This is a genomic window from Halomicrococcus pelagicus, from assembly GCF_051917725.1.
Lineage (GTDB): Archaea > Halobacteriota > Halobacteria > Halobacteriales > Haladaptataceae > Halomicrococcus.
In genome coordinates this window covers 246,170-264,039 of the sequence record NZ_JBQBLX010000003.1, presented here as the reverse complement: position 1 = coordinate 264,039, position 17,870 = coordinate 246,170, and the positions used below count along the sequence as shown (strand labels likewise).

The window sequence follows — 17,870 nt, the reverse complement described above, 5'->3', positions numbered from 1 at the left end:
TTTATCCGCGACGAACAGTCGCCGAATTCGACTATTCCTCGTCGTCCGCGCCGAACGCGACCACGTCGCTCACGACCCCCCACACCTGCCGAACGACGATGGAGCAGTCGAACCAGAACGACTGCTTGCGGATGTACTCAAGGTCGTACCGCAGCTTCTTCTCCGGCTCGTGGCCGGTCGCGTCGTGTATCTGGGCCAGCCCCGTCAGCCCGGGCTTGATGAACCAGCGTTTGCGCCACTCGACGACGCCGGTCTCGATGTCCGAGTCCAGCTCCGGCCGTTCGGGGCGGGGGCCGACGACGCTCATGTCGCCGACGAGGATGGACCAGAGTTGCGGAATCTCGTCGAGGTGGGTCTGCCGGAGGACGTATCCCACGCGGGTCACCCGGGGGTCGACGCCGCCGGCGTCCTCCTCGCTCACCGTCGCGCCCGTCTCGGCCTCGGCGTCGGGAATCATGCTCCGGAACTTGTACACGTCGAAGGTCTCGCCCAGTTCGGCGGTGCGCTCCTGACTGTAGAACACCGGCCCCGGGCTGTCGAGCTTTATCGCCACCGCGATGATGCCGATGAAGGGCGCGAACGCGAGCAGTCCCGCGGCCGCGAACGTGACGTCGAACGCCCGCTTGAACACGTAGTCCTGCCAGTCCCACGGTTCGAGGTCGATTTCGACTATCTCCTCGTTGCCGGTCGTCGCGGTCGTCAGGACGCTGTCGACGTGGTCGCGGTGGACCTTCGCGGTGACGCCGCACTCGTTGCACGTGTCCAGTGCACCGAAGAACTCCGCCCGGTCGGAGGTCGAGAACGCGAGCACCGCGGTGTCGACCCCGTACTCGACGAGCATCTCGCCGAGTCGGGAGAGACCACCGACCCGTTCCAGGTCGAGGTCGACGCGCTCGTCGAGACCGCGGTCGACGTGGCCGCCGTCGGCGACGGCCGCCCTGGTCGCGTTCTCTGACTCGACGTGGTACCGGCTGGGCGGCGAGACGTAACCGACGACGCAGCCGTCGATGCTGTTCCGAACGTTGGTGATTTCTGCCGGGTCGTCACCGACGATGAGAACGCGTTCGTCCTCGCCCGGCCGACGCCGGATGGTCACGAGCCAGAGCGGGAGGGCGACCGCTAACAGCGCCGTCGTGACGATGAGCGTCGACCGCGGGAGCCGGTACGTGTAGTCGAAGTAGCCCACGGTGGCGAGCGCGAGGCTCGCCGTGAAGACGCGCTTCTCCGTGGTGAGTATCGTGTCCAGGACGCGCCTGGGACGCGGCTTGAAGAGCGGAACGTGCACGGCCGTGACTACCGCCACCGTGGTGACGACGGCCAGCGTGAACGCCTTGCTCTGGAGGACCGTCGCGGGTAGCCTGCTCGCGACGGGGACGAGCGCCGTGACCAGGCGCTGGGCGGCCGGATGATTTGCGGCCGTGACGGCGAGGGCAGTGAGCAGGACGGTCCCGCCCGCGCTCGCAACCCGATATCGGAGACCGGAGACCATTGACTTATGCAGGGTCGTATGTACGGATAAACTCTATGTCCGGTTAATTCTGTAACGATAGTTAGAAGTAAATAAGTGGTGGGTTTCGAATAATTCGGATTACGGCCAGAATTCGCTAGATATCGGCCGATTCGCTTGCGGGTCGCTTCCCCGTCGTTCCGGATGGGCGACAGCTTCAGCCTGGTCGCTCTCCACGGAGCGCGCCGAAACTCACTCGTCGCGGGCGAACCGAAACAGCGCGCCCCCGACGACGCCGGCGGCACCCGTCAGCGCACCGAACCCCGGTTGTCCGCCGTCGTTGGTCGTCGCGTCGCCCCCGCTGGTCGTCGTATCGTCTCCGCCGCTCGTCGCGTCGCCCCCGTTCCCCGTCGTCGTGACCGTCGGCCCGGGCGGGTCGTCCTCGCCGACCGACGGCGGGACCGACTGGGCCTCCACTCCGACGTAGTCGTTCGTGCAGGGCTCGGTCTTGCTGACGATGAACGGTTGTCCGAGCCTGAGCCGGGGTTTGGTGCCGTTCACGTACACCTCGCCCGTAACGTACTGCGGATTGTCGCTCAGTCGGTCGAGAATCATCGCCCTGTACACGGCGGTGTTCTCCGCGCTCCAGTTCGGGAACGGGCAGTTCGACACCGCTGCCGGCGACGCCTGCTTCTGTTTCCGGTTCGTGATGAGTACGAACTGGCCGACGAGGTTGCCGGCGAACGGCTCCAGTCGCGGGACGAGCATCTGTCGCGTCGCCCGATTCCGTGCCTCGTCGGACGTCGTGGTCGTCGTCTCCTGTGCCGCGCTCGCTGCCCCACTGGCCAGCGTCGCTCCACCTGCGATGCCGGTGACCGTCGATAGAAAACGGCGTCTGGTCTGTCCTTTGGTGTCTGTCATGTTTCGAGTACGAAAACCGCCGCCCGCCGCGCGGCGAGCGCTACTTCGCCTCCGGACGTTCGTTGCGCTGGTAGTTCTGAAAATCCTGTGGCCGGGAGAACGGTCGTCGGCGGCGCTCGTGAGAACGTCCGCGCTCCGGGACGGCGAACTCCGTAGTCGGACCGAGGGTTCAAAACGCGGGACGCCCGAATCACGACCATGTACAGCGTCGTCGGGTGCAACGAGTGTAACAACCTCTGGATCGTCGACGGCCGCCCCGAGACGACCCAGTGTTCGCGCTGCGGGAAGCGCCACCGGTTCGGGAAACTCAAGACGTTCGTCGAGACGGCCGACGAGGACCGCGCCCGCGAGGTCCGGTCGTCGATGCTCGCCAACCGGCAGGGGCACGGCGAGGCGTTCGCCGAACTCGAATCGTTCGCGGAGATGGACTCGCAGGTCGAGGACGCCGGGGTAGACGAGACGGAGTTTCTGGAGCGGTCGGGGGTCGACGTCGACGAGGTGGAAACCGCCGCCGAGCGCGACCGCCGGAGCGGTTCGACGAGCAAACGAGAGATCGTCCGCGAGGCGCTCGAGACGCTCGACCGACCGACGGCCGACGAGGTGGTCGCGTACGCCCGCGACCGGGGCGTCTCCAGGGAGTACGCCGAACGAGCCCTCGAAAAGATGGTTCGAGGCGGCGAGGTCAGCGAGAGTCGGGGACGGTATCGGCCCCTCTGAACTACGGCACCGAACCCGTGAGCGCCTTCCAGATTGTAACGACCAGCGTGACGACGGTGAGCAACAGTTTCAGGAACTGGAGTCGCCGGTAGGCGCGGGATTCGGTTATCGGCGCGTCCCGGTCGGGGGTCTTCGTTGACATGTGGGTCACCACGAGCGGTGCGACGCGGGCGGCCTCGGTACGGTCGCGGTTCGTTGGGATTCCGAACAGCGACTTTCACCCGCGTGCACCGTTATCGACGTTCTTCGCTCCACGGAAATAAATTACTAGAATAGTTTAATTGAATTATGGTGGGTAAACTGTGTTCTTACGCTGCTTTCAGCTATCAACTACTAGACGTGTGGGGTCGACGCCGCGGGGATAAAACGTGTGTCGACCGCACGTCTCGGTCTTACCGGTCGACTCACGCCGGCAACGGCAACGACAGCGCTCCGGTGGCAGCCTGCCAGACGGTGAAGGCGAGCGCGACGACCGTCAGCAGGAGCTTCAGCAGGCGCAGCCACTGGGCGACGCGAGATTCGTCTACCGGTGTCGTCTCGTCGGTCACCTAACGAAGACCTCCGGGGACCGAGAGCCAGCAGCGGCCGTCGGTGACCCCGTCGCAGACGAGGCGAGCAGCGGCATTAAATATCTCCCTTATCCGATGCGAAAGTAAAAGTGGCGGAGCGGTCAGCGGCCGAGTTCCTCGTGGGCGCTGGAGAGATGCCGGGAGGCCAGCGCGCCGAGCAGGGAGAGTTCGCCCGCGAGCGCGCCGGTCGCGATGACCTCCGCGAGCGCGTCGGCGTTGCTGCCGGCGGGGTCGCCGCCGCCCCGGAGACCGAGTACGTCGAGCGCTTCCGCCTGCGTCGGGAGTTTCGTCCCGCCGCCGACCGTGCCGACTTCGAGGCTGGCGAGGCTGACGCTGGCGTACAGTTCCTCTTCGCGCGCCTCGACGGTCGTGATGGCGTTCGCGCCCTCGACCACCTGGGCCTCGTCCTGGCCGGTCGCGAGGAACGCGGCGGCGACGACGTTGGCAGCCTGTGCGTTGAACCCGAGGCTGCCGGCCTTCGCGCTGCCGACGAGGTTCTTGCGCGTGTTCGCCTCCGCGATGGCCTCCGGCGTCGTGTGGAGGTACTCCTCGACCGTCTCGCGCGGAATCGTCACGTCCGCCGTGACGCTGCGGCCCCGTCCCTCGATGGCGTTGATGGCGGCGGGCTTCTTGTCGGTGCAGAGGTTACCCGAGAGCGCGACGAGGTCCGCCGGGGTCTCGTCTTCGACCAGCGACGCGGCCTCGCCCGTGGCGATGGTGGCCATGTTCATCCCCATCGCGTCCTTCGTGTCGTAGACGAACCGCAGGAAGACGGAGTCGCCGACGACGTAGGGGTCCACGTCGAGTAGTTCGCCGTGGCTGGTCGTCGACTCGGCGGCGTCGGCGAGTCGGTCGCCGTTCTCGCCCACCCACTCGACGACCTGCTCGGCCTCCGCGATGCCCGCGACGCGGAAGACCGGGGCGCGGGTCATCCCTGTGTCGGTGACGCGCGCGTCCGCGCCCCCCGACCGCTGGACGACCGAACAGCCGCGGTTGACACTGGCGACGAGCGCGCCCTCCGTGGTGGCGAGCGGGAGGTAGTACTCGCCGTCGGCCTCGCCGCCGTGGACGCCGACCGGACCGGCGACCCCCAGCGGCACCTGCGCCGCGCCGACCATGTTCTCGACGTTGGGGTCGGCGACCTCGGCGTCGAAGGCGTAATCGCCCACGGCGTCGAGGTCGGCGTCGGTCGCCGATTCGAGCAGTCGGCGGCGCGCCGCGGCGGCGGTGTCGTGGTCCGCGTGGTCTTCGAGTTCGTGCAGGCGAAGGTCCCCCGCCCGCACCCGCTCGGCGAGGTCGTCTGCGTCGGTCATACCCGGTGGATTGTGGTCGGCCCCCTAACAGTTGCCGATTCCGGGCGACGCTCGACCCGCGGTCGGCAGTGGCCGTCGCTCGTGGTCCTCCCGGGCCGCCAGCGACTTGTCGTGGGGTCTGGAACCGTGTGGCATGCAGACGCGACCAGCGACTACCGACGACGTGCCCGACGTCCAGACGGTCGCACGCGAAACGTGGAAGACGGCGTACGACTTCCTCTCCCGGGAGGAGCGCGAAGCCGCACTCCGGGAACGGTACGCTACCGACCGGCTCGAATCGGCCGTCGCGGACGACGACGTGGAGTTCGTCGTCGCCGTGGACGACTCGGTCGTCGGATTCGCGTACGCCCACCCGGTCGACCCGTCGGAACGCGTCGGCGGCGCGGAACTCCGCGACGTTCAGGTCCGCCCCGAGCGCTGGAACGAGGGCATCGGTCGGTCCCTGCTCGCCGCGATCGAGGACGCGCTCCGCGACCGGGGGTTCACGCAACTCGCGGTTGCCGTCTTCGCCGACAACGAGCGTGCCCGGTTGTTCTTCGAGGCGCAGGGGTTCGAACGAGTCGAAGAGCGCGTCGAGGACCTCTTCTCCGGCGGCACGGCGCGCCAGTTGCGGTACCACCACGACGTGGGGTGACGGGTCGTCCCCGGGGCCGTTCGCGGTCTCCCACCGGTGCAGCGCGGCGGTCGAACGTCACAGTCGACTAACCGTTTCGCCGAGTTGCACGCCGCGTCGCCCGCTGGCCGGCCATTACCGACTGCGCGAGCGGTGGCGCGGTCAGTCGTCCCCGTCCGGTCGGTCGATTCCGGAGCCGAAGACACAACAGCATCTTTTCAAGCAGTCGCTTCTGAAGACGCACAAGGGATGTATCTCATCATCGTCGGTGCGGGCGATATCGGCTCGCAACTCATCGAAATCGCGACTCAGAACAACAACGACGTGGTCGTGATCGAGAAGAACCAGGAGCGTGCCGAACGTGCCTCTCAGGAGTTCGACTGTCTCGTCCTCCACGACGACGCGACGGTCATCAGCACGCTGGAGGACGCCGGTATCGACCGCGCGGACGCGCTCATCAGCACGACGGACCAGGACGCGACGAACATCATGGTCTGTCTGCTCGGCCAGGAGTCGGAGGTCCCCTCGATCGTCTCGGTCGTCCACAACCCGGAGCACATGAACGTCTTCCGCCAGATCGGCGTGAACGTCATCGAGAACCCCCAGCGGCTCATCGCCGAGTACCTCTATCGCGCGGTGAAACGACCGTCCATCAAGGACTACATGAAAGTCGGTGACCGGGCGGAGGTGTTCGAGATTACGGTCGGCTCGCGCGCCCCCATCGCGGGTCACACCCTCGCGGAGGCCGCCGACGAGGGCGTGCTCGATGAGGGACTGCTCGTCGTCGCCATCGAACGCGACCACGAGGTCATCACCCCGCGCGGGAACACGAACATCGAGAGCGGCGACCTCGTCACCGTCTTCTCGGAACACGGTGCGACGCCGGAGGTGACGGACGTTTTCGGACACTACGAGGACCACGACTGACATGACCCGTCGCAATCGAGTCGCCGGGGTCCCCGAAGACCTGGCGACCATCCTGCGCGACGTGGGAGCGCTGGTGCTGATGCAGGCGGCGCTGATGACGTTGACCGCGGGCGTCGCCGTGGTCTTCCGGGAGTGGTACGCCGCGCTCTCCTTTCTCATCGCCGGCGGTGTCACCGCCGGTTTTGGCGGCGTCGCCCGGAACCGGTTTCAGGACGCTCCTAACCCCCTGATGAAACACGGGATGATCATCGCCGCGGGCGGCTGGTTCACCACCGCTATCTTCGGCGCGACACCGTTCTTCCTCGCAGCGCACCTGACGCCCGTCTCGGTGCTCGACTCCTACGTCGCCGCGGGCGCGAACTACGAACCCATTCCGGTCGGGGGTGCGACGACGATGTCGAGCCTCGCGTACTTCCAGAACCCACTGCACGCGATGTTCGAGAGCATGTCGGGGTGGACCGGCAGCGGTCTGACGATGGCCATCCACGAACCCTCGCTACCGCGGGCGTTCCAGTGGTGGCGGTCGCTCATCCAGTGGGTCGGCGGCGTCGGCGTCATCGTCCTCACGACCGCCATCCTCGCCCGCCCCGGAAGCGGGAGCTACGCGCTCTACCGAGCCGAGACGCGCGAGGAGCGCATCCACCCCAGCATCCTCCACACGGTCAAGACGGTGTGGCGCATCTTCGTCCTCTACACCGTGTTCGCCGTCGCGGTGCTGTTCGTCGCCATACTCACGAGCGAACCCCGACTCTCGCTGTTCGAGACGTTCTGGCAGGCGCTCAACCACGCGATGACGGGGCTGTCGACCGGCGGATTCAGCGTTACGGACAACTCCATCGCCTCCTACGACTCGCCGTTCATCGAGACGGTGCTGTTGCCCATCATGGCGCTGGGCGCTATCGCGTTCCCCGTCCACTACGCCATCCTCTACGACCGGGAGTTTCGCCTGCTCGTCTCCGACCTCCAGACGCGGTGGCTGCTCGGCCTCTTCGTCGCGGGCGCGTTCGTCCTCTCGCTCCAGAACGCTGCCGTGCTGACGGCGGCGTTCGAACCGACGGCGGCGTACTTCGGCTTCGACTCCGCGGACTCGACCGCGGTGCGCGACTCCGTGTTCCAGTTCGTCAGCGCGCTCTCCTGTACCGGCTTTCAGTCGTCGCCCATCGGCAAGTGGGGTGCGGGCGGGAAACTCATCGTCAGCGGTGCGATGGTGCTGGGCGGCGCGGCTGGCAGCACCGTCGGCGGCATCAAGATAATCCGGGGCTACACCATCAGTAAGGGCATCCAATGGGAGTTCTCGCGCGTCTTCCTCCCGTCGTCGGCCATCGTGAACGCCCGCATCGGCGACCGCGTGCTCGACCGTAACGAGATGTCCGAGGAGTTCAGCGAAGCCGCCATCGTCAGCCTACTGTGGCTCATCCTCCTGCTAACGGGGAGTCTCGTCCTCATCAACGTCACCGATTCGGCGTTCGGCTACGCCGACGCGCTGTTCGAAGTGGCCAGCGCCCAGGGTAACGTCGGTCTCTCGACGGGTATCACGGGACCGTCGATGTCGCCCGTCGGCGAGGGGATGATGATTCTGAACATGTGGATCGGCCGCCTGGAGATAATCCCGGTGCTCGTGTTCCTGCGGTCCGCTCTGTTCGGCCTCGAACCCTGACCCCCGTATTTAAATTATCCGGCTGTTGTAGAGCGTTCCGCCCGCATTAACCGTTTTCGGAGCTCCGTAAACGAAATGGGACGCTCTCCTCCGCCGAGACCCCCAAATCGCCAGAAGGCGACGGAATAAACGGTTCGAACGCCCCCCAACAGAGAGGGGTTTTTATACTCCTATCAGCGCAAGGAGAAAGCGAGCAGGTAGTCACCATGGCAACAAAAAATCAGGGGTTCGAGGCGATCACGGAACTGTGCGACAACTGTGGCCGCGAGACCGCACATCAGGTCTCGGTCGAGATACGGACGGAGAGCCAGAAGCAGGAGAACGCCGAGTTCTCGCGCGAACCGTACCGCGTGTCCGAGTGCGAGAGCTGCGGCGAAGAGACGATCCAGCGGATGAACAACGCCTGAACGGGCGAGGTATCGAGGTGGTGTGAACGCGAGGACAGAGCGGAACTCCGGCGGCGGCGGAACGTTGACGGTACAGTGCTGTGTGTTCTCCTTTTCCGTTGCGACGAATCGACAGCGACGCGCTGGGACAGCGACGGCCTCGTCTGTCAACGTACGACGACTGGCAAGCGAATTACTTAGTGAAAATCGAACGTGGTCCCGGCGAGTAACTACGCCGTAAACACTTCGCAGCCGTCCTCGGTGACGATGACGGAGTGTTCTTTCTGGCTGACCAGCTTCCCCTCGTCCTCCTTGAGGACGGGGTAGCCGTGGACGATGCTCGACGTCTTCAGTCGGCGCAGCGCCATCTCCGGTCGGGAGACGTCGAGCCAGCGCGTGGCGAAGGGGAGGGTGCGGAACTCGTCGGTTATCTGGTCGAGCGCCTGCCTGGCCTGCCGGTTCCGGACCGACCCCTCTCGTTCGAGCGCGAAGATCTCCTCGTCGGCTCCCTCCGTCACCTTCCCGGTGCCGTCGGTTGCGAACGGCTCGATAGCGACCACGTCGCCCACCTGGAGTTCGACGCCCTGCTCGACGGCGCGGTTGGGGATGTTCGGGTCGGTGTGTTGCTCGTAGTGGTCGAGGCCGTGTCCGGAGAGGTTGACGACCGGATTGAAGCCGTACCCCTGGATGACCTCCTCTATCTCCGCGCCGACCTCGCCCGTCTCGACGCCCGCTTCGACGACGTCGAGCGCGGCGTCGAGCGCTTCCGCGCTGGCCTCGGCGAGTTCGTCGTGGCCCGAGAGGTCGACCGTGATTGCGGTGTCGGCTATCCACCCGTCGACGTGCACGCCGATGTCGAGGTTCACCATCTCCTCGCCGAACGTCTCCTCGTCGTCGATGCTCGGCGTCGCGTGGGCGGCCTCCTCGTCGACGCTGATGTTCACCGGGAACGCGGGCTTCCCGCCGAGTTCGCGGATGCGGTCTTCGGCGTACTCGGCGACGTCGAGGTGGCTCGCGCCGACCTCGACGCGGTCGGCGGCCTCCTCGCGCACCTGGGCGAGAATCTCGCCCGCCTCGCGGTGCTTCTCGTACTTCTCGGCCGAGAGGTCGACCTCCTGCTCGCTCATGCCCCGTAGTTTGGCCGAACGGGAGAAAGGGTTTGCGTTCCCCGCTCCGCCGCTCGGCCGGACCGGTCAGTCGTCCGCGACCGCGGTCTGCATCGCGTCGCTGTTGAACGCCGCGCCCGCGCCGCCGTCGCGGTCGAGGACGATGACGCCGGCCGACGACCCCGTCAGCTCCGCGAACTCCTCGACGGCGCGGTCGGCGGCGGCCTGCGCCGCCATCCCGGATTCGAGGTGGCGGACCGCCCGCCGGGTGAGCGTCGTCTTCGCGATGTCCTCGCCCGCCCCGGTGGCGCTGGCCGCGCCGGCCGGAGCGGCGTAGAATCCCGACCCTATCTGGGGGACGTCGCCGACCCGTCCCGCGAGCGCCAGCCAGCGGCCGCCCGTCGAGGTGGCGGTGGCGAACGCCTCGCCGTCGTACGCGACCGCTCCCACGGTGTCGTGGTCTCGCGGGGCGTTCCCGCTCGACTCGTCCGCGGCGCTCCGCGCCGCGCTACCCCCGAACTTCTCGCGAAGCCAGTCGAGGTGTTCGCTCGGCGCGCCCGTCGGCGCGTCGAGGTCGGCCCAGCGCTCGCGCTTGTCCTCGGACAGGAGGTCGACGCCGGTCTCGACGCCGAAGTCGGCGGCGAGGTCGACCGCGTGCTCGCCGGAGACGAGGACGTGGGGCGTCTCCTCCATCACGACGCGGGCGGCGCTCACGGCGTGTTCGACCCCCGGCATCGAGCAGGTCGCGCCGGCCTCGCGGTCGCTGGTCATGACGCCGGCGTCGGTCCGGACCTCGCCGTCGCTCTGGACCGCGCCGCCGACGCCCGCGTTGAACCGGGGCGAGGATTCGAGGACGCGAACCGCCGCCTCGACCGCGTCGACCACCGACTCCCGACCTGCGCCGGTCGCCGCCGCCTCGTCGAGCACCGCCTGTCTCGGTTCCGGTTCGTCCGGTTCGCCGCCCGCACCGCCGTGGACGATGACTCTCATGCGAGGTGGTGCCCGCCGAGGGGTCTTAACTCCACGTCAATCGACGCACGGGACGTCGTCGCGTCACCGACCGTCGTAGACGACCTCGCCGTCGACGACCGTCAGCGTCACGTCGACGTCCTCGATGGCGTCCTCGTGCTCCCAGGGTGACCGTTCGAGCGCGACGAGGTCGGCCACCTTCCCGGCTTCGACGGTGCCCATCCGGTCCTCGTCGAACCCCGCGTACGCCGCGCCCAGGGTGTACGCCCGGAGCGCTTCGGTGACGGAGAGACGCTGTGCCTCCGCGGGCGCGTTGACCGCGTGGTGGACGCCGAGCAGGGGGTCCATCGGCATGCAGTCGCTGCCGAAGGCGAGACGAGCGCCGGCGTCGAGGAGGTCCCGGAAGCGGTTCGTCCGGCGACGGCGGTCGGTGCCGAGGCGCTCGTCGTAGAGGCCGTCCTCCCCCGCCCACTTGAGGAAGTTCGGCTGCACGGAGGCGACGACGCCCGACTCGGCGAACCGCTCGACGTGCTCGTCGGTCGCGAGTTCGACGTGTTCGACGCGGTGACGAGCAGCCCCGGGGTCGTCGGCGTCCTCGTAGGCGGAGAGCACCGCGTCGATGGCCTCGTCGCCGATGGCGTGGGCGGTCACCTGGAAGCCGGCGTCGTCGGCGCGCTGGACGAACGACTCGAGTTCGTCGGGCGCGACGACCCACTGGCCCGTCTCGTCGTCCGCGTCCGCGTAGGGTTCGGAGAGCTTCGCCGTCCGACCGCCGAAGCTCCCGTCCGTGAACGTCTTCACGCCCCCCGTGCGGACGAACTCGCTGCCGTGGTTCGTCCGGAGACCGAGTTCCTCCAGGGCGTCGAGGTGGTCGCTCCAGTAGTTCAGGCGCACCCGGAGCGCCAGGTCGCCGTCGAGTTCCAGTTGCCGGTACACCTCCGGAGCGCGCGAGCGCCGGACCATGTCGTGGACGCCCGTCACGCCCTTCCGGTGGGCGTCGCGCTGGGCGGCCAGCAGGAGTTCCCGCATCTCGTCTTCGTCCGGTTCGACGGCCTCGTAGACGGCGTCGACGGCGTCCTCGACGAGAACGCCGGTCGGCTCGCCGCCCTCCGTCTTCACGTCAGCCGGTGGCATCGCCTCCCCGAGGCGGTCCAGCGCCACGCCGTTCGCCGCGGCGGTGTGCATGTCCTCGCGGAACGCGACGACGGGTCGGCTCTCGCTCACGGCGTCGAGGTCCTCTCGCGTGAGATATCGGCTCTCCTGCCACGTGCTCTCGTCGAAGCCGTAGCCCAGTATCCACTCGCGGTCGTCGGCGGCGTTCGCCGCCAGCAGGTCGACGCAGTCGGCCGGCGAGTCCGCCGCCGAGAGGTCGGCGTGGACGAGGTAGTTCCCGACCATCTGGAGGTGGGTGTGGGCGTCGACGAACCCCGGCAGGAGCACGCGCCCGCCGAGGTCGACGACGTCCGTCTCCGCTCCCTCCAGGAAGCCGACTTCGTACGCCGAATCGACGCGGACGACGTCGCCGTCGCGAATCGCGACCGCCTCGGCGGTCTCGTCGGGGTCCGCGAGGGTGTGTACCTCCGCGTTCGTCAGAATGCGGTCCGCAGATGCCGTCATGGTTCGGCAGTGTCGGTCGACTGCGATAACTGTTCGGGGTCCGGAGAGCGAGGTGACCGGTCGCGTCGCTCTCCTCTCGGTCACGCCGCCTCGACGACGTACCCGCCCTCGACGTGCACCTCGAAGGAGTCGCCGGGCGACTCGGGCGCGGTGACGGCCACCGGCACGTCCCGGACGTACCGTCCGTCGTCCGCGTGCTCGTCGGTCAGCTCGAACGTGTGGCGTTCGCCCTGCACGTCGAGCCAGCCCGTGCCCGCCTCGGTCCCGGCCACCGTCGCGGTCGCCTCGACGTCTCCGCCAGGCGAGACCGACCCCCGGACCGAGAACGACTCCAGCGAGAGCTCCGCCGCGGCCAGCGAGACGGTGACCGTCGTGTCCAGCGTCTCGCGGTACGTCGGCGTCCCGCCCCCACCGCCGTCTCCTCCATCGCCGCCATCTCCGCCGCCGCCGTCTCCTCCACCGTCGCCGTCTCCGCCTCCATCATCTCCGCCCCCGCCGTCTCCACCGCCCGGCTCCTCAGTCAGGAGTTCGACGCCGAGTTCCGACTCGACGTTGCCCATCTTGTTCAGTATCGTCTGGCGCCTGGACCCCGCGAACAGGAGGCCGACGAGTTCGCCGCTTCCGTCGTGGAAGACGGGGGACCCGCTGTCGCCGCCCTTCGACATCTGGCCGGCGATGAGCTGGTCGCGCAGCGTCAGCGTCCCGGCCTCGCCGAAGTTCACGCGCACGCTCGCGCCCACCGCCGACACCGTCGCGCTCGTGACGCCCGTCGTCCGCCCCGTCTTCGTCACCGTCTCGCCCTTCAGCGAGCGGTAGTCCTCGCGCCGGACGGCGGTCGGCCACGAGTCGTCGACCTCGTGGTACTTCGGGGATTCGCGCTCGGGGGTCGTCGAACGGGCGGCCACGTCGACCGTCGAGCCGTCGTCGACGGGGACGTACCCCCGTAGTTCGCCCGTCTCGTCGTCGGGGAGGCTCCCGCCGTCGCGCGGCGAGGGCTGGACGATGGGCTCGCCGAACGCCCCCTCGTTCACCCGGGCGTACACGTGGTTGTTCGACAGGCGGACGAGGTCGCCCTCCGCGGCGTCGTCGCTCCACTTCCCCGACGACGTGTCGGTGACGCGGGCGGGGTACGGCCCCGCGGTCGCCGCGGTGGACTTCGCGTTGATCTCGCTGACGCCCGCGACGACCGGACGGTGGCGGTCCTTGCGGTCCTTCTCGGCGTCGGGAATCTGGCCGGTCAGCGAGAGGGCGTCGTACCCCTCCCGCTCCTCGTCGAAGCCCGCGTCCTCCACCTCGACGGTGGCGTCGCTGACGAGTTTCTTCACGTTGTCCTCGTCGGCCAGTTCGCTGTCGGGGAGCTTCTGGGAGACGTAGACCGTCACGGTGTTCGTCTCCTCGTCGTACTCGACGCCGATGACGTTCTTGCGGTCGAGCAAGTGTTCGAAATCCTCGGTGTGGGTCATAATTTTCGAAGCGCTAGAATCGATACAAAGGTGTGCGTGATAATAGCATTGACGGCTCGGGTAGCGGCCGCGGACCGTCGCGGCGGCGCTTACCGGACGGCGACCTGACGGACCGGCGGCGCTTCGCCGGCCGCCGCCGACCGACTCGCACGCCGACCGACTCACACGCAGACCGGCAGGTCGCGCTCTCCGCTCGTCCGTCGGGCCGACGACCGGTGCGACCGGTCGAGAGCGGCGAGTCCACCCCTGTCAGACCCGGTTCTGCAAACCGAGCGCGTCGAGAGCACCTGTAAACCGTTAAGTGCGACGCGACGCGACCTCACGATGGCATGAGCGACCTCCCCGACGAGTTCAAATGCACGATAACCAACTGGGACTACATCTACGGTCTCTGCCGCGGCGTGAGCGACCAGGTCAAGGAGTCGGAGTTCGACCCGGACGTGGTCGTGGCGCTCGCGCGCGGCGGCTGGTTCGCGGGGCGCTGTATCTGTGACTTCCTCGGAATGAACGACCTGACGAGCCTGAAGATGGAACACTACGTCGGGACGGCCCAGAAGACGGGCGAGCCCGAGGTGCGCTACCCGATGCCGGAAGGTAGCGTCGAGGGCAAGGACGTGCTCATCATCGACGACATCGCCGACACCGGCGGGTCCATCGAACACGCCTACGAGTACGTCACCGACCGCGACGCCGGGGAGGTCCGCACCGCGACCCTCCAGTTGCTCCAGACGAGCGAGTTCGAACCCGACTACATCGGCGAGCGCCTGGAGGAGTGGGCCTGGATCGTCTACCCCTGGAACTTCATCGAGGACATGATAGACATCATCAGCGGCGTGATGGACAAGGCCGACGCCGACGTGTTCACCACGGAGGACGTGCGTCACTACCTCAACGAGTACCACGAGGTCGAGCGCATCCAGATGGAGATAGCGCAACCGGACCGCCTCGACGAGGTGCTCGAGGAGATGGTGCGGCGGGACGTCCTCGCCGAGTCGGACGACGGCTGGCGGCTGGTCGAGAACGCGACCGGCGTCCAGGCGTAGATGGACACCGTCGACGCCCTCGCCGCGTCGTTCGCGCTGAAGGACGAGCGCCGCACCGGCTGGCAACTCCGGGGGGTCGACGACCCCGAGTCCGTCGCCGGTCACGCGTGGGGCGTCGCGTTGCTCTGTCTCCAGTACGCCGACGAGGCGGGCGTGGACGAAGCCCGCGCGCTCCGTCTCGCCGTCGTCCACGACCTCGCGGAGGCCGAGACCGGGGACGTGGCGACGCGCGCCGACGCCGACGACCAGCGGGTCGACGGCGAGGAGAAGGTCCGCCGCGAGCGCGCCGCGATGGACGACCTCGCCGCGCCGCTCTCCGACGACGTCCGCGCGCTCTGGGAGGAGTACGAGGCCCGCGAGACGCCGGCGGCGCGGTTCGTCAAGGACATGGACCTGATAGACATGTGTCTGCAGGCGCTCGTCTACGAGCGAGCGGACCGGTACGCGGGCGACGACGGCGAGCAGTTCGACGAGTACGACGACCTGGACGAGTTCTTCGCCACCGCGGAGCCGCGACTGCGGACCGACGTCGGCGAGCGACTGTACGCGACGATCCGGGCGCGCTACGAGGACGCGAAGTAAACCGTTTAGTAGCCGCCCCCGTCATCGGAGAACGTGATTGGATTCATCGGCGGTAGCGGTATCTACGAGGCACTCCCCCTGGAGAACACCCGCGAGGAGGACGTGACGACGCCGTACGGCGACCCGAGCGCGCCCGTGACGGTCGGCGAGTTCGCCGGCGAGGAGATCGCGTTCGTTCCGCGCCACGGCCGCGACCACCAGTACTCGCCGACGGAGGTGCCGTACCGCGCGAACATCTACGCGCTCAAGAAACTGGGCGTCGAGCGTGTCATCGCCAGCAACGCGGTCGGGAGCCTCCAGGAGGAGTACCCGCCGCAGACGCTCGTCGTCCCGGACCAGTTCTTCGACCGGACGCGCCACCGACCGTTCACCTTCTTCGGTGACGGCGTCGTCGTCCACCAGGAGATAGCGGAGCCGTACTGTCCGCACGTGAACGAACACCTCGCCGACGCGGCCGAGGCGGCGACCGACGCCGACTGCCACCTCGGCGGCACCTACGTCTGCATCGAGGGACCGCAGTACTCCACGAAAGCCGAGTCGGAGTGGTTCCGCGAGCAGGGCTGGGACGTCATCGGCATGACCACCGTGCCGGAGGCGAAACTCGCCCGCGAGGCCGAGATGTGCTACTCCACGATAACGGGCGTCACCGACTGGGGCGTCTGGAAGGGAGCGGAAGACGACCGCCTCGGCGAGGTGCTGAAGAACGCCGCCGCCAACGAGGAGGCCATCAAGGAACTCGTCGAACACGCCATCCGGACGATGCCCGACGAGCGCGACTGCGACTGCGCCACGGCGCTGGAGGGAACCGTCAACACGCCCGCCGACGCCATCCCCGAGGAGACCCGCGAGCGCGTCGACCTGCTCGTCGGAGAGTACATCGACGACTGACCGGGGGTCGCCCCGTCTCGACGCGTCGGGCGCTCCCGCCGGCGAGAGTGAAAACGTAAAGCACCGCCGCCCCGAGTCGCCGACATGGACCAGGTCTTCGCGCCGTGGCGCATCGAGTGGGTGGAACGCGACGACGACGAGGGTATCGAGGGATGCGTCTTCTGCGAACTCCCCGAGCGCGACGACGACCGCGAGAACCTCGTCGTCGCGCGCAACGACCGCGCCGTCGTCCTGCTGAACAACTACCCGTACAACCCGGGTCACGCCATGGTCGTCCCCGACCAGCACACGGGCGACTACCGGGAACTCGACGACGAGACGCTGCTGGGCCACGCGCGACTCAAGCAGCGCACCTTCGACGCGCTGGAGCGCGCGCTCGCGCCCGACGGGTTCAACGCCGGCCTGAACCTCGGCCAGGGCAGCGGCGGGTCCATCGACGACCACCTCCACACCCACGTCGTCCCACGCTGGGAGGGCGACACCAACTTCATGCCCGTCGTCGGGGACACGAAGGTCATCGTCGAGGCGCTCGACGACACCTACGACCGCGTCCACGACGCGTTCGCCGACCAGGACGGTGCGACGGTCACCGAGTCCGGCGCGGTCCAGTTCTAGCTGACGCAGGCGAACCCGGGGTCGCGGTCGCCGCTCGCCGCGGAGCGATACGTCCTTCTTTCCAGAGACGTAACGTGGGCCACGATGAGTAAGTTCGGTGCGGTCCGGCGCGCGGGGGTCGTCGTCCTCGCCGTCAACCTGCTGCTGGCCGCCGCCAAGGGGGCGGTCTGGCTCCAGACCGGGAGCCTCGCCGTCGGCTCCGAAGCGGTCAACAGCCTCGCCGACTCGGTGTACAGCGTCGTCGTGCTGGCGGGGCTGTACCTGACCACTCAGCCCCCGGACTTCGAGCACCCCCACGGCCACGAGCGCATCGAGCCGTTCGTCTCGCTGTTCGTCGCCCTCGGCGTGTTCGCCGCGGGCGGTCTCGTGCTGTGGCGCTCGACCACCTCGATACTGACGGAGTCGATAACCGTCACGACGGGACCGCTCGCGGCCGGCGTGCTCGTCGGGACCGCGGTCGTGAAGTACCTGCTCTACCGCTACTGTCTGTACGTCGGCGAGGAGACGCACTCGCCGGCGCTCGTGGCGACGGGGCTGGACAACCGCAACGACATCCTCACCGCGAGCGCGGCGCTCGTCGGCGTGGTCGGCGCGCGACTCGGCGCGCCCGTCCTCGACCCCGTCGCGGCGGGCGTCGTCTCGCTCGGCATCCTCTACACCGGCTGGGAGATCGTCCAGGACAACGTCGACTACCTCGTCGGGAGCGCCCCGCCCGAGGACCTGCGCGCCGAGATAGTCGAACGGGCGCTCGCCCACCCTGAAGTCCGGGGCGTCCACGACGTGGTCGCCCACTACGTCGGTCCCGAGATAGACGTGAGCATGCACGTCGAGGTCGAAGGCGACCGCACCCTCCGGGAGGCCCACGACATCGAGACGGACGTGGTCGAGGACGTGAGACAGTTGCCGCAGGTCGACGACGTGTTCGTTCACGTCGACCCGAAGGAACTCGGCGAGTGGAAGGACGCAGACGACGCGCATCTCTCGGACTCGGTCGTCGACGAGCAGTGAGGGCGAGCGCCGGGTCGCGTCCGCCGTAC

19 protein-coding genes are annotated in these 17,870 nt (G+C 68.0%); 10 read left to right on the top strand and 9 right to left on the bottom strand.

The window, feature by feature from the left end; genetic code table 11:
• Window positions 1-31: 31 nt before the first annotated feature.
• Together ACTF4R_RS10580 and ACTF4R_RS10575 are read right to left on the bottom strand one after the other, a co-directional pair.
• On the bottom strand, window positions 32-1,489 hold the full coding sequence (locus tag ACTF4R_RS10580) for a sugar transferase (RefSeq protein ID WP_440007802.1): 1,458 nt from the start codon (window positions 1,487-1,489) through the stop codon (window positions 32-34).
• Between the two features lie 210 nt (window positions 1,490-1,699).
• Window positions 1,700-2,368 carry a hypothetical protein gene (locus ACTF4R_RS10575; RefSeq protein WP_440007801.1) on the bottom strand — a complete coding sequence of 223 codons (669 nt, stop codon included), beginning with the start codon at window positions 2,366-2,368 and terminating at the stop codon, window positions 1,700-1,702.
• A gap of 198 nt (window positions 2,369-2,566) precedes the next feature.
• Between ACTF4R_RS10575 and ACTF4R_RS10570 the strand changes: the two genes are divergently transcribed.
• Complete coding sequence (locus tag ACTF4R_RS10570; RefSeq protein ID WP_440007800.1) at window positions 2,567-3,085, top strand: DUF5817 domain-containing protein; 519 nt, start codon at window positions 2,567-2,569, stop codon at window positions 3,083-3,085.
• 1 nt (window position 3,086) lies between these two features.
• Here ACTF4R_RS10570 and ACTF4R_RS10565 read toward each other — a convergent pair whose 3' ends face one another.
• From ACTF4R_RS10565 to hmgA, 3 genes are all read right to left on the bottom strand, one after another.
• Complete coding sequence (locus tag ACTF4R_RS10565; RefSeq protein WP_440007799.1) at window positions 3,087-3,227, bottom strand: hypothetical protein; 141 nt, start codon at window positions 3,225-3,227, stop codon at window positions 3,087-3,089.
• A gap of 262 nt (window positions 3,228-3,489) precedes the next feature.
• Window positions 3,490-3,633 (bottom strand): hypothetical protein, encoded by a 144-nt coding sequence (locus ACTF4R_RS10560; RefSeq protein ID WP_440007798.1) that lies wholly within the window; start codon window positions 3,631-3,633, stop codon window positions 3,490-3,492.
• A gap of 122 nt (window positions 3,634-3,755) precedes the next feature.
• Window positions 3,756-4,967: a hydroxymethylglutaryl-CoA reductase (NADPH) gene (gene hmgA / locus ACTF4R_RS10555; RefSeq protein ID WP_440007797.1), complete on the bottom strand. Its 1,212-nt coding sequence runs from the start codon at window positions 4,965-4,967 to the stop codon at window positions 3,756-3,758.
• Between the two features lie 133 nt (window positions 4,968-5,100).
• Between hmgA and ACTF4R_RS10550 the strand changes: the two genes are divergently transcribed.
• From ACTF4R_RS10550 to ACTF4R_RS10535, 4 genes are all read left to right on the top strand, one after another.
• The gene (locus ACTF4R_RS10550; protein ID WP_440007796.1) at window positions 5,101-5,601 is read left to right on the top strand and encodes a GNAT family N-acetyltransferase; all 501 of its coding nucleotides are present in this window, start codon (window positions 5,101-5,103) and stop codon (window positions 5,599-5,601) included.
• A 228-nt stretch (window positions 5,602-5,829) separates the two neighbouring features.
• The gene (locus ACTF4R_RS10545; protein WP_440007795.1) at window positions 5,830-6,507 is read left to right on the top strand and encodes a potassium channel family protein; all 678 of its coding nucleotides are present in this window, start codon (window positions 5,830-5,832) and stop codon (window positions 6,505-6,507) included.
• 1 nt (window position 6,508) lies between these two features.
• The gene (locus tag ACTF4R_RS10540) at window positions 6,509-8,164 is read left to right on the top strand and encodes a TrkH family potassium uptake protein (protein WP_440007794.1); all 1,656 of its coding nucleotides are present in this window, start codon (window positions 6,509-6,511) and stop codon (window positions 8,162-8,164) included.
• A gap of 206 nt (window positions 8,165-8,370) precedes the next feature.
• Window positions 8,371-8,571 (top strand): DUF7835 family putative zinc beta-ribbon protein, encoded by a 201-nt coding sequence (locus ACTF4R_RS10535; RefSeq protein ID WP_433625196.1) that lies wholly within the window; start codon window positions 8,371-8,373, stop codon window positions 8,569-8,571.
• Between the two features lie 209 nt (window positions 8,572-8,780).
• Here ACTF4R_RS10535 and map read toward each other — a convergent pair whose 3' ends face one another.
• From map to ACTF4R_RS10515, 4 genes are all read right to left on the bottom strand, one after another.
• A complete protein-coding gene (gene map / locus ACTF4R_RS10530) occupies window positions 8,781-9,677 on the bottom strand; it encodes a type II methionyl aminopeptidase (protein ID WP_433625193.1) in 897 nt (298 codons plus the stop codon).
• A 66-nt stretch (window positions 9,678-9,743) separates the two neighbouring features.
• Window positions 9,744-10,646: an isoaspartyl peptidase/L-asparaginase gene (locus ACTF4R_RS10525; protein ID WP_440007793.1), complete on the bottom strand. Its 903-nt coding sequence runs from the start codon at window positions 10,644-10,646 to the stop codon at window positions 9,744-9,746.
• Window positions 10,647-10,709: 63 nt separating this feature from the next.
• On the bottom strand, window positions 10,710-12,242 hold the full coding sequence (locus ACTF4R_RS10520) for an amidohydrolase (RefSeq protein WP_440007792.1): 1,533 nt from the start codon (window positions 12,240-12,242) through the stop codon (window positions 10,710-10,712).
• Window positions 12,243-12,322: 80 nt separating this feature from the next.
• The gene (locus ACTF4R_RS10515) at window positions 12,323-13,705 is read right to left on the bottom strand and encodes a chymotrypsin family serine protease (RefSeq protein WP_440007791.1); all 1,383 of its coding nucleotides are present in this window, start codon (window positions 13,703-13,705) and stop codon (window positions 12,323-12,325) included.
• A 329-nt stretch (window positions 13,706-14,034) separates the two neighbouring features.
• Here ACTF4R_RS10515 and ACTF4R_RS10510 point away from each other — a divergent pair, with 329 nt between their 5' ends.
• From ACTF4R_RS10510 to ACTF4R_RS10490, 5 genes are all read left to right on the top strand, one after another.
• Complete coding sequence (locus ACTF4R_RS10510; protein WP_440007790.1) at window positions 14,035-14,748, top strand: phosphoribosyltransferase; 714 nt, start codon at window positions 14,035-14,037, stop codon at window positions 14,746-14,748.
• Window positions 14,749-15,330, top strand: a complete 582-nt coding sequence (locus ACTF4R_RS10505) for an HD domain-containing protein (RefSeq protein WP_440007789.1) — start codon at window positions 14,749-14,751, stop codon at window positions 15,328-15,330.
• 33 nt (window positions 15,331-15,363) lie between these two features.
• Window positions 15,364-16,218 carry an S-methyl-5'-thioadenosine phosphorylase gene (gene mtnP / locus ACTF4R_RS10500; RefSeq protein ID WP_113276967.1) on the top strand — a complete coding sequence of 285 codons (855 nt, stop codon included), beginning with the start codon at window positions 15,364-15,366 and terminating at the stop codon, window positions 16,216-16,218.
• 84 nt (window positions 16,219-16,302) lie between these two features.
• Window positions 16,303-16,833 carry an HIT family protein gene (locus ACTF4R_RS10495; RefSeq protein ID WP_440007788.1) on the top strand — a complete coding sequence of 177 codons (531 nt, stop codon included), beginning with the start codon at window positions 16,303-16,305 and terminating at the stop codon, window positions 16,831-16,833.
• An 84-nt stretch (window positions 16,834-16,917) separates the two neighbouring features.
• Window positions 16,918-17,841, top strand: coding sequence for a cation diffusion facilitator family transporter (locus ACTF4R_RS10490; protein ID WP_440007787.1), 924 nt, complete (start codon window positions 16,918-16,920; stop codon window positions 17,839-17,841).
• Window positions 17,842-17,870: the final 29 nt, after the last annotated feature.

What these genes read in the sequence shown, in the direction of transcription:
- ACTF4R_RS10580 (WP_440007802.1), bottom strand. Translation starts at nt 1,489, where the DNA reads ATGGTCTCCGGTCTCCGATATCGGGTTGCGAGCGCGGGCGGGACCGTC.
- ACTF4R_RS10565 (WP_440007799.1), bottom strand. Translation starts at nt 3,227, where the DNA reads ATGTCAACGAAGACCCCCGACCGGGACGCGCCGATAACCGAATCCCGC.
- ACTF4R_RS10495 (WP_440007788.1), top strand. Translation starts at nt 16,303, where the DNA reads ATGGACCAGGTCTTCGCGCCGTGGCGCATCGAGTGGGTGGAACGCGAC.
- ACTF4R_RS10575 (WP_440007801.1), bottom strand. Translation starts at nt 2,368, where the DNA reads ATGACAGACACCAAAGGACAGACCAGACGCCGTTTTCTATCGACGGTC.
- ACTF4R_RS10490 (WP_440007787.1), top strand. Translation starts at nt 16,918, where the DNA reads ATGAGTAAGTTCGGTGCGGTCCGGCGCGCGGGGGTCGTCGTCCTCGCC.
- ACTF4R_RS10510 (WP_440007790.1), top strand. Translation starts at nt 14,035, where the DNA reads ATGAGCGACCTCCCCGACGAGTTCAAATGCACGATAACCAACTGGGAC.
- hmgA (WP_440007797.1), bottom strand. Translation starts at nt 4,967, where the DNA reads ATGACCGACGCAGACGACCTCGCCGAGCGGGTGCGGGCGGGGGACCTT.
- ACTF4R_RS10545 (WP_440007795.1), top strand. Translation starts at nt 5,830, where the DNA reads ATGTATCTCATCATCGTCGGTGCGGGCGATATCGGCTCGCAACTCATC.
- ACTF4R_RS10520 (WP_440007792.1), bottom strand. Translation starts at nt 12,242, where the DNA reads ATGACGGCATCTGCGGACCGCATTCTGACGAACGCGGAGGTACACACC.
- ACTF4R_RS10540 (WP_440007794.1), top strand. Translation starts at nt 6,509, where the DNA reads ATGACCCGTCGCAATCGAGTCGCCGGGGTCCCCGAAGACCTGGCGACC.
- map (WP_433625193.1), bottom strand. Translation starts at nt 9,677, where the DNA reads ATGAGCGAGCAGGAGGTCGACCTCTCGGCCGAGAAGTACGAGAAGCAC.
- ACTF4R_RS10535 (WP_433625196.1), top strand. Translation starts at nt 8,371, where the DNA reads ATGGCAACAAAAAATCAGGGGTTCGAGGCGATCACGGAACTGTGCGAC.
- ACTF4R_RS10505 (WP_440007789.1), top strand. Translation starts at nt 14,749, where the DNA reads ATGGACACCGTCGACGCCCTCGCCGCGTCGTTCGCGCTGAAGGACGAG.
- ACTF4R_RS10515 (WP_440007791.1), bottom strand. Translation starts at nt 13,705, where the DNA reads ATGACCCACACCGAGGATTTCGAACACTTGCTCGACCGCAAGAACGTC.
- ACTF4R_RS10550 (WP_440007796.1), top strand. Translation starts at nt 5,101, where the DNA reads ATGCAGACGCGACCAGCGACTACCGACGACGTGCCCGACGTCCAGACG.
- ACTF4R_RS10570 (WP_440007800.1), top strand. Translation starts at nt 2,567, where the DNA reads ATGTACAGCGTCGTCGGGTGCAACGAGTGTAACAACCTCTGGATCGTC.
- ACTF4R_RS10525 (WP_440007793.1), bottom strand. Translation starts at nt 10,646, where the DNA reads ATGAGAGTCATCGTCCACGGCGGTGCGGGCGGCGAACCGGACGAACCG.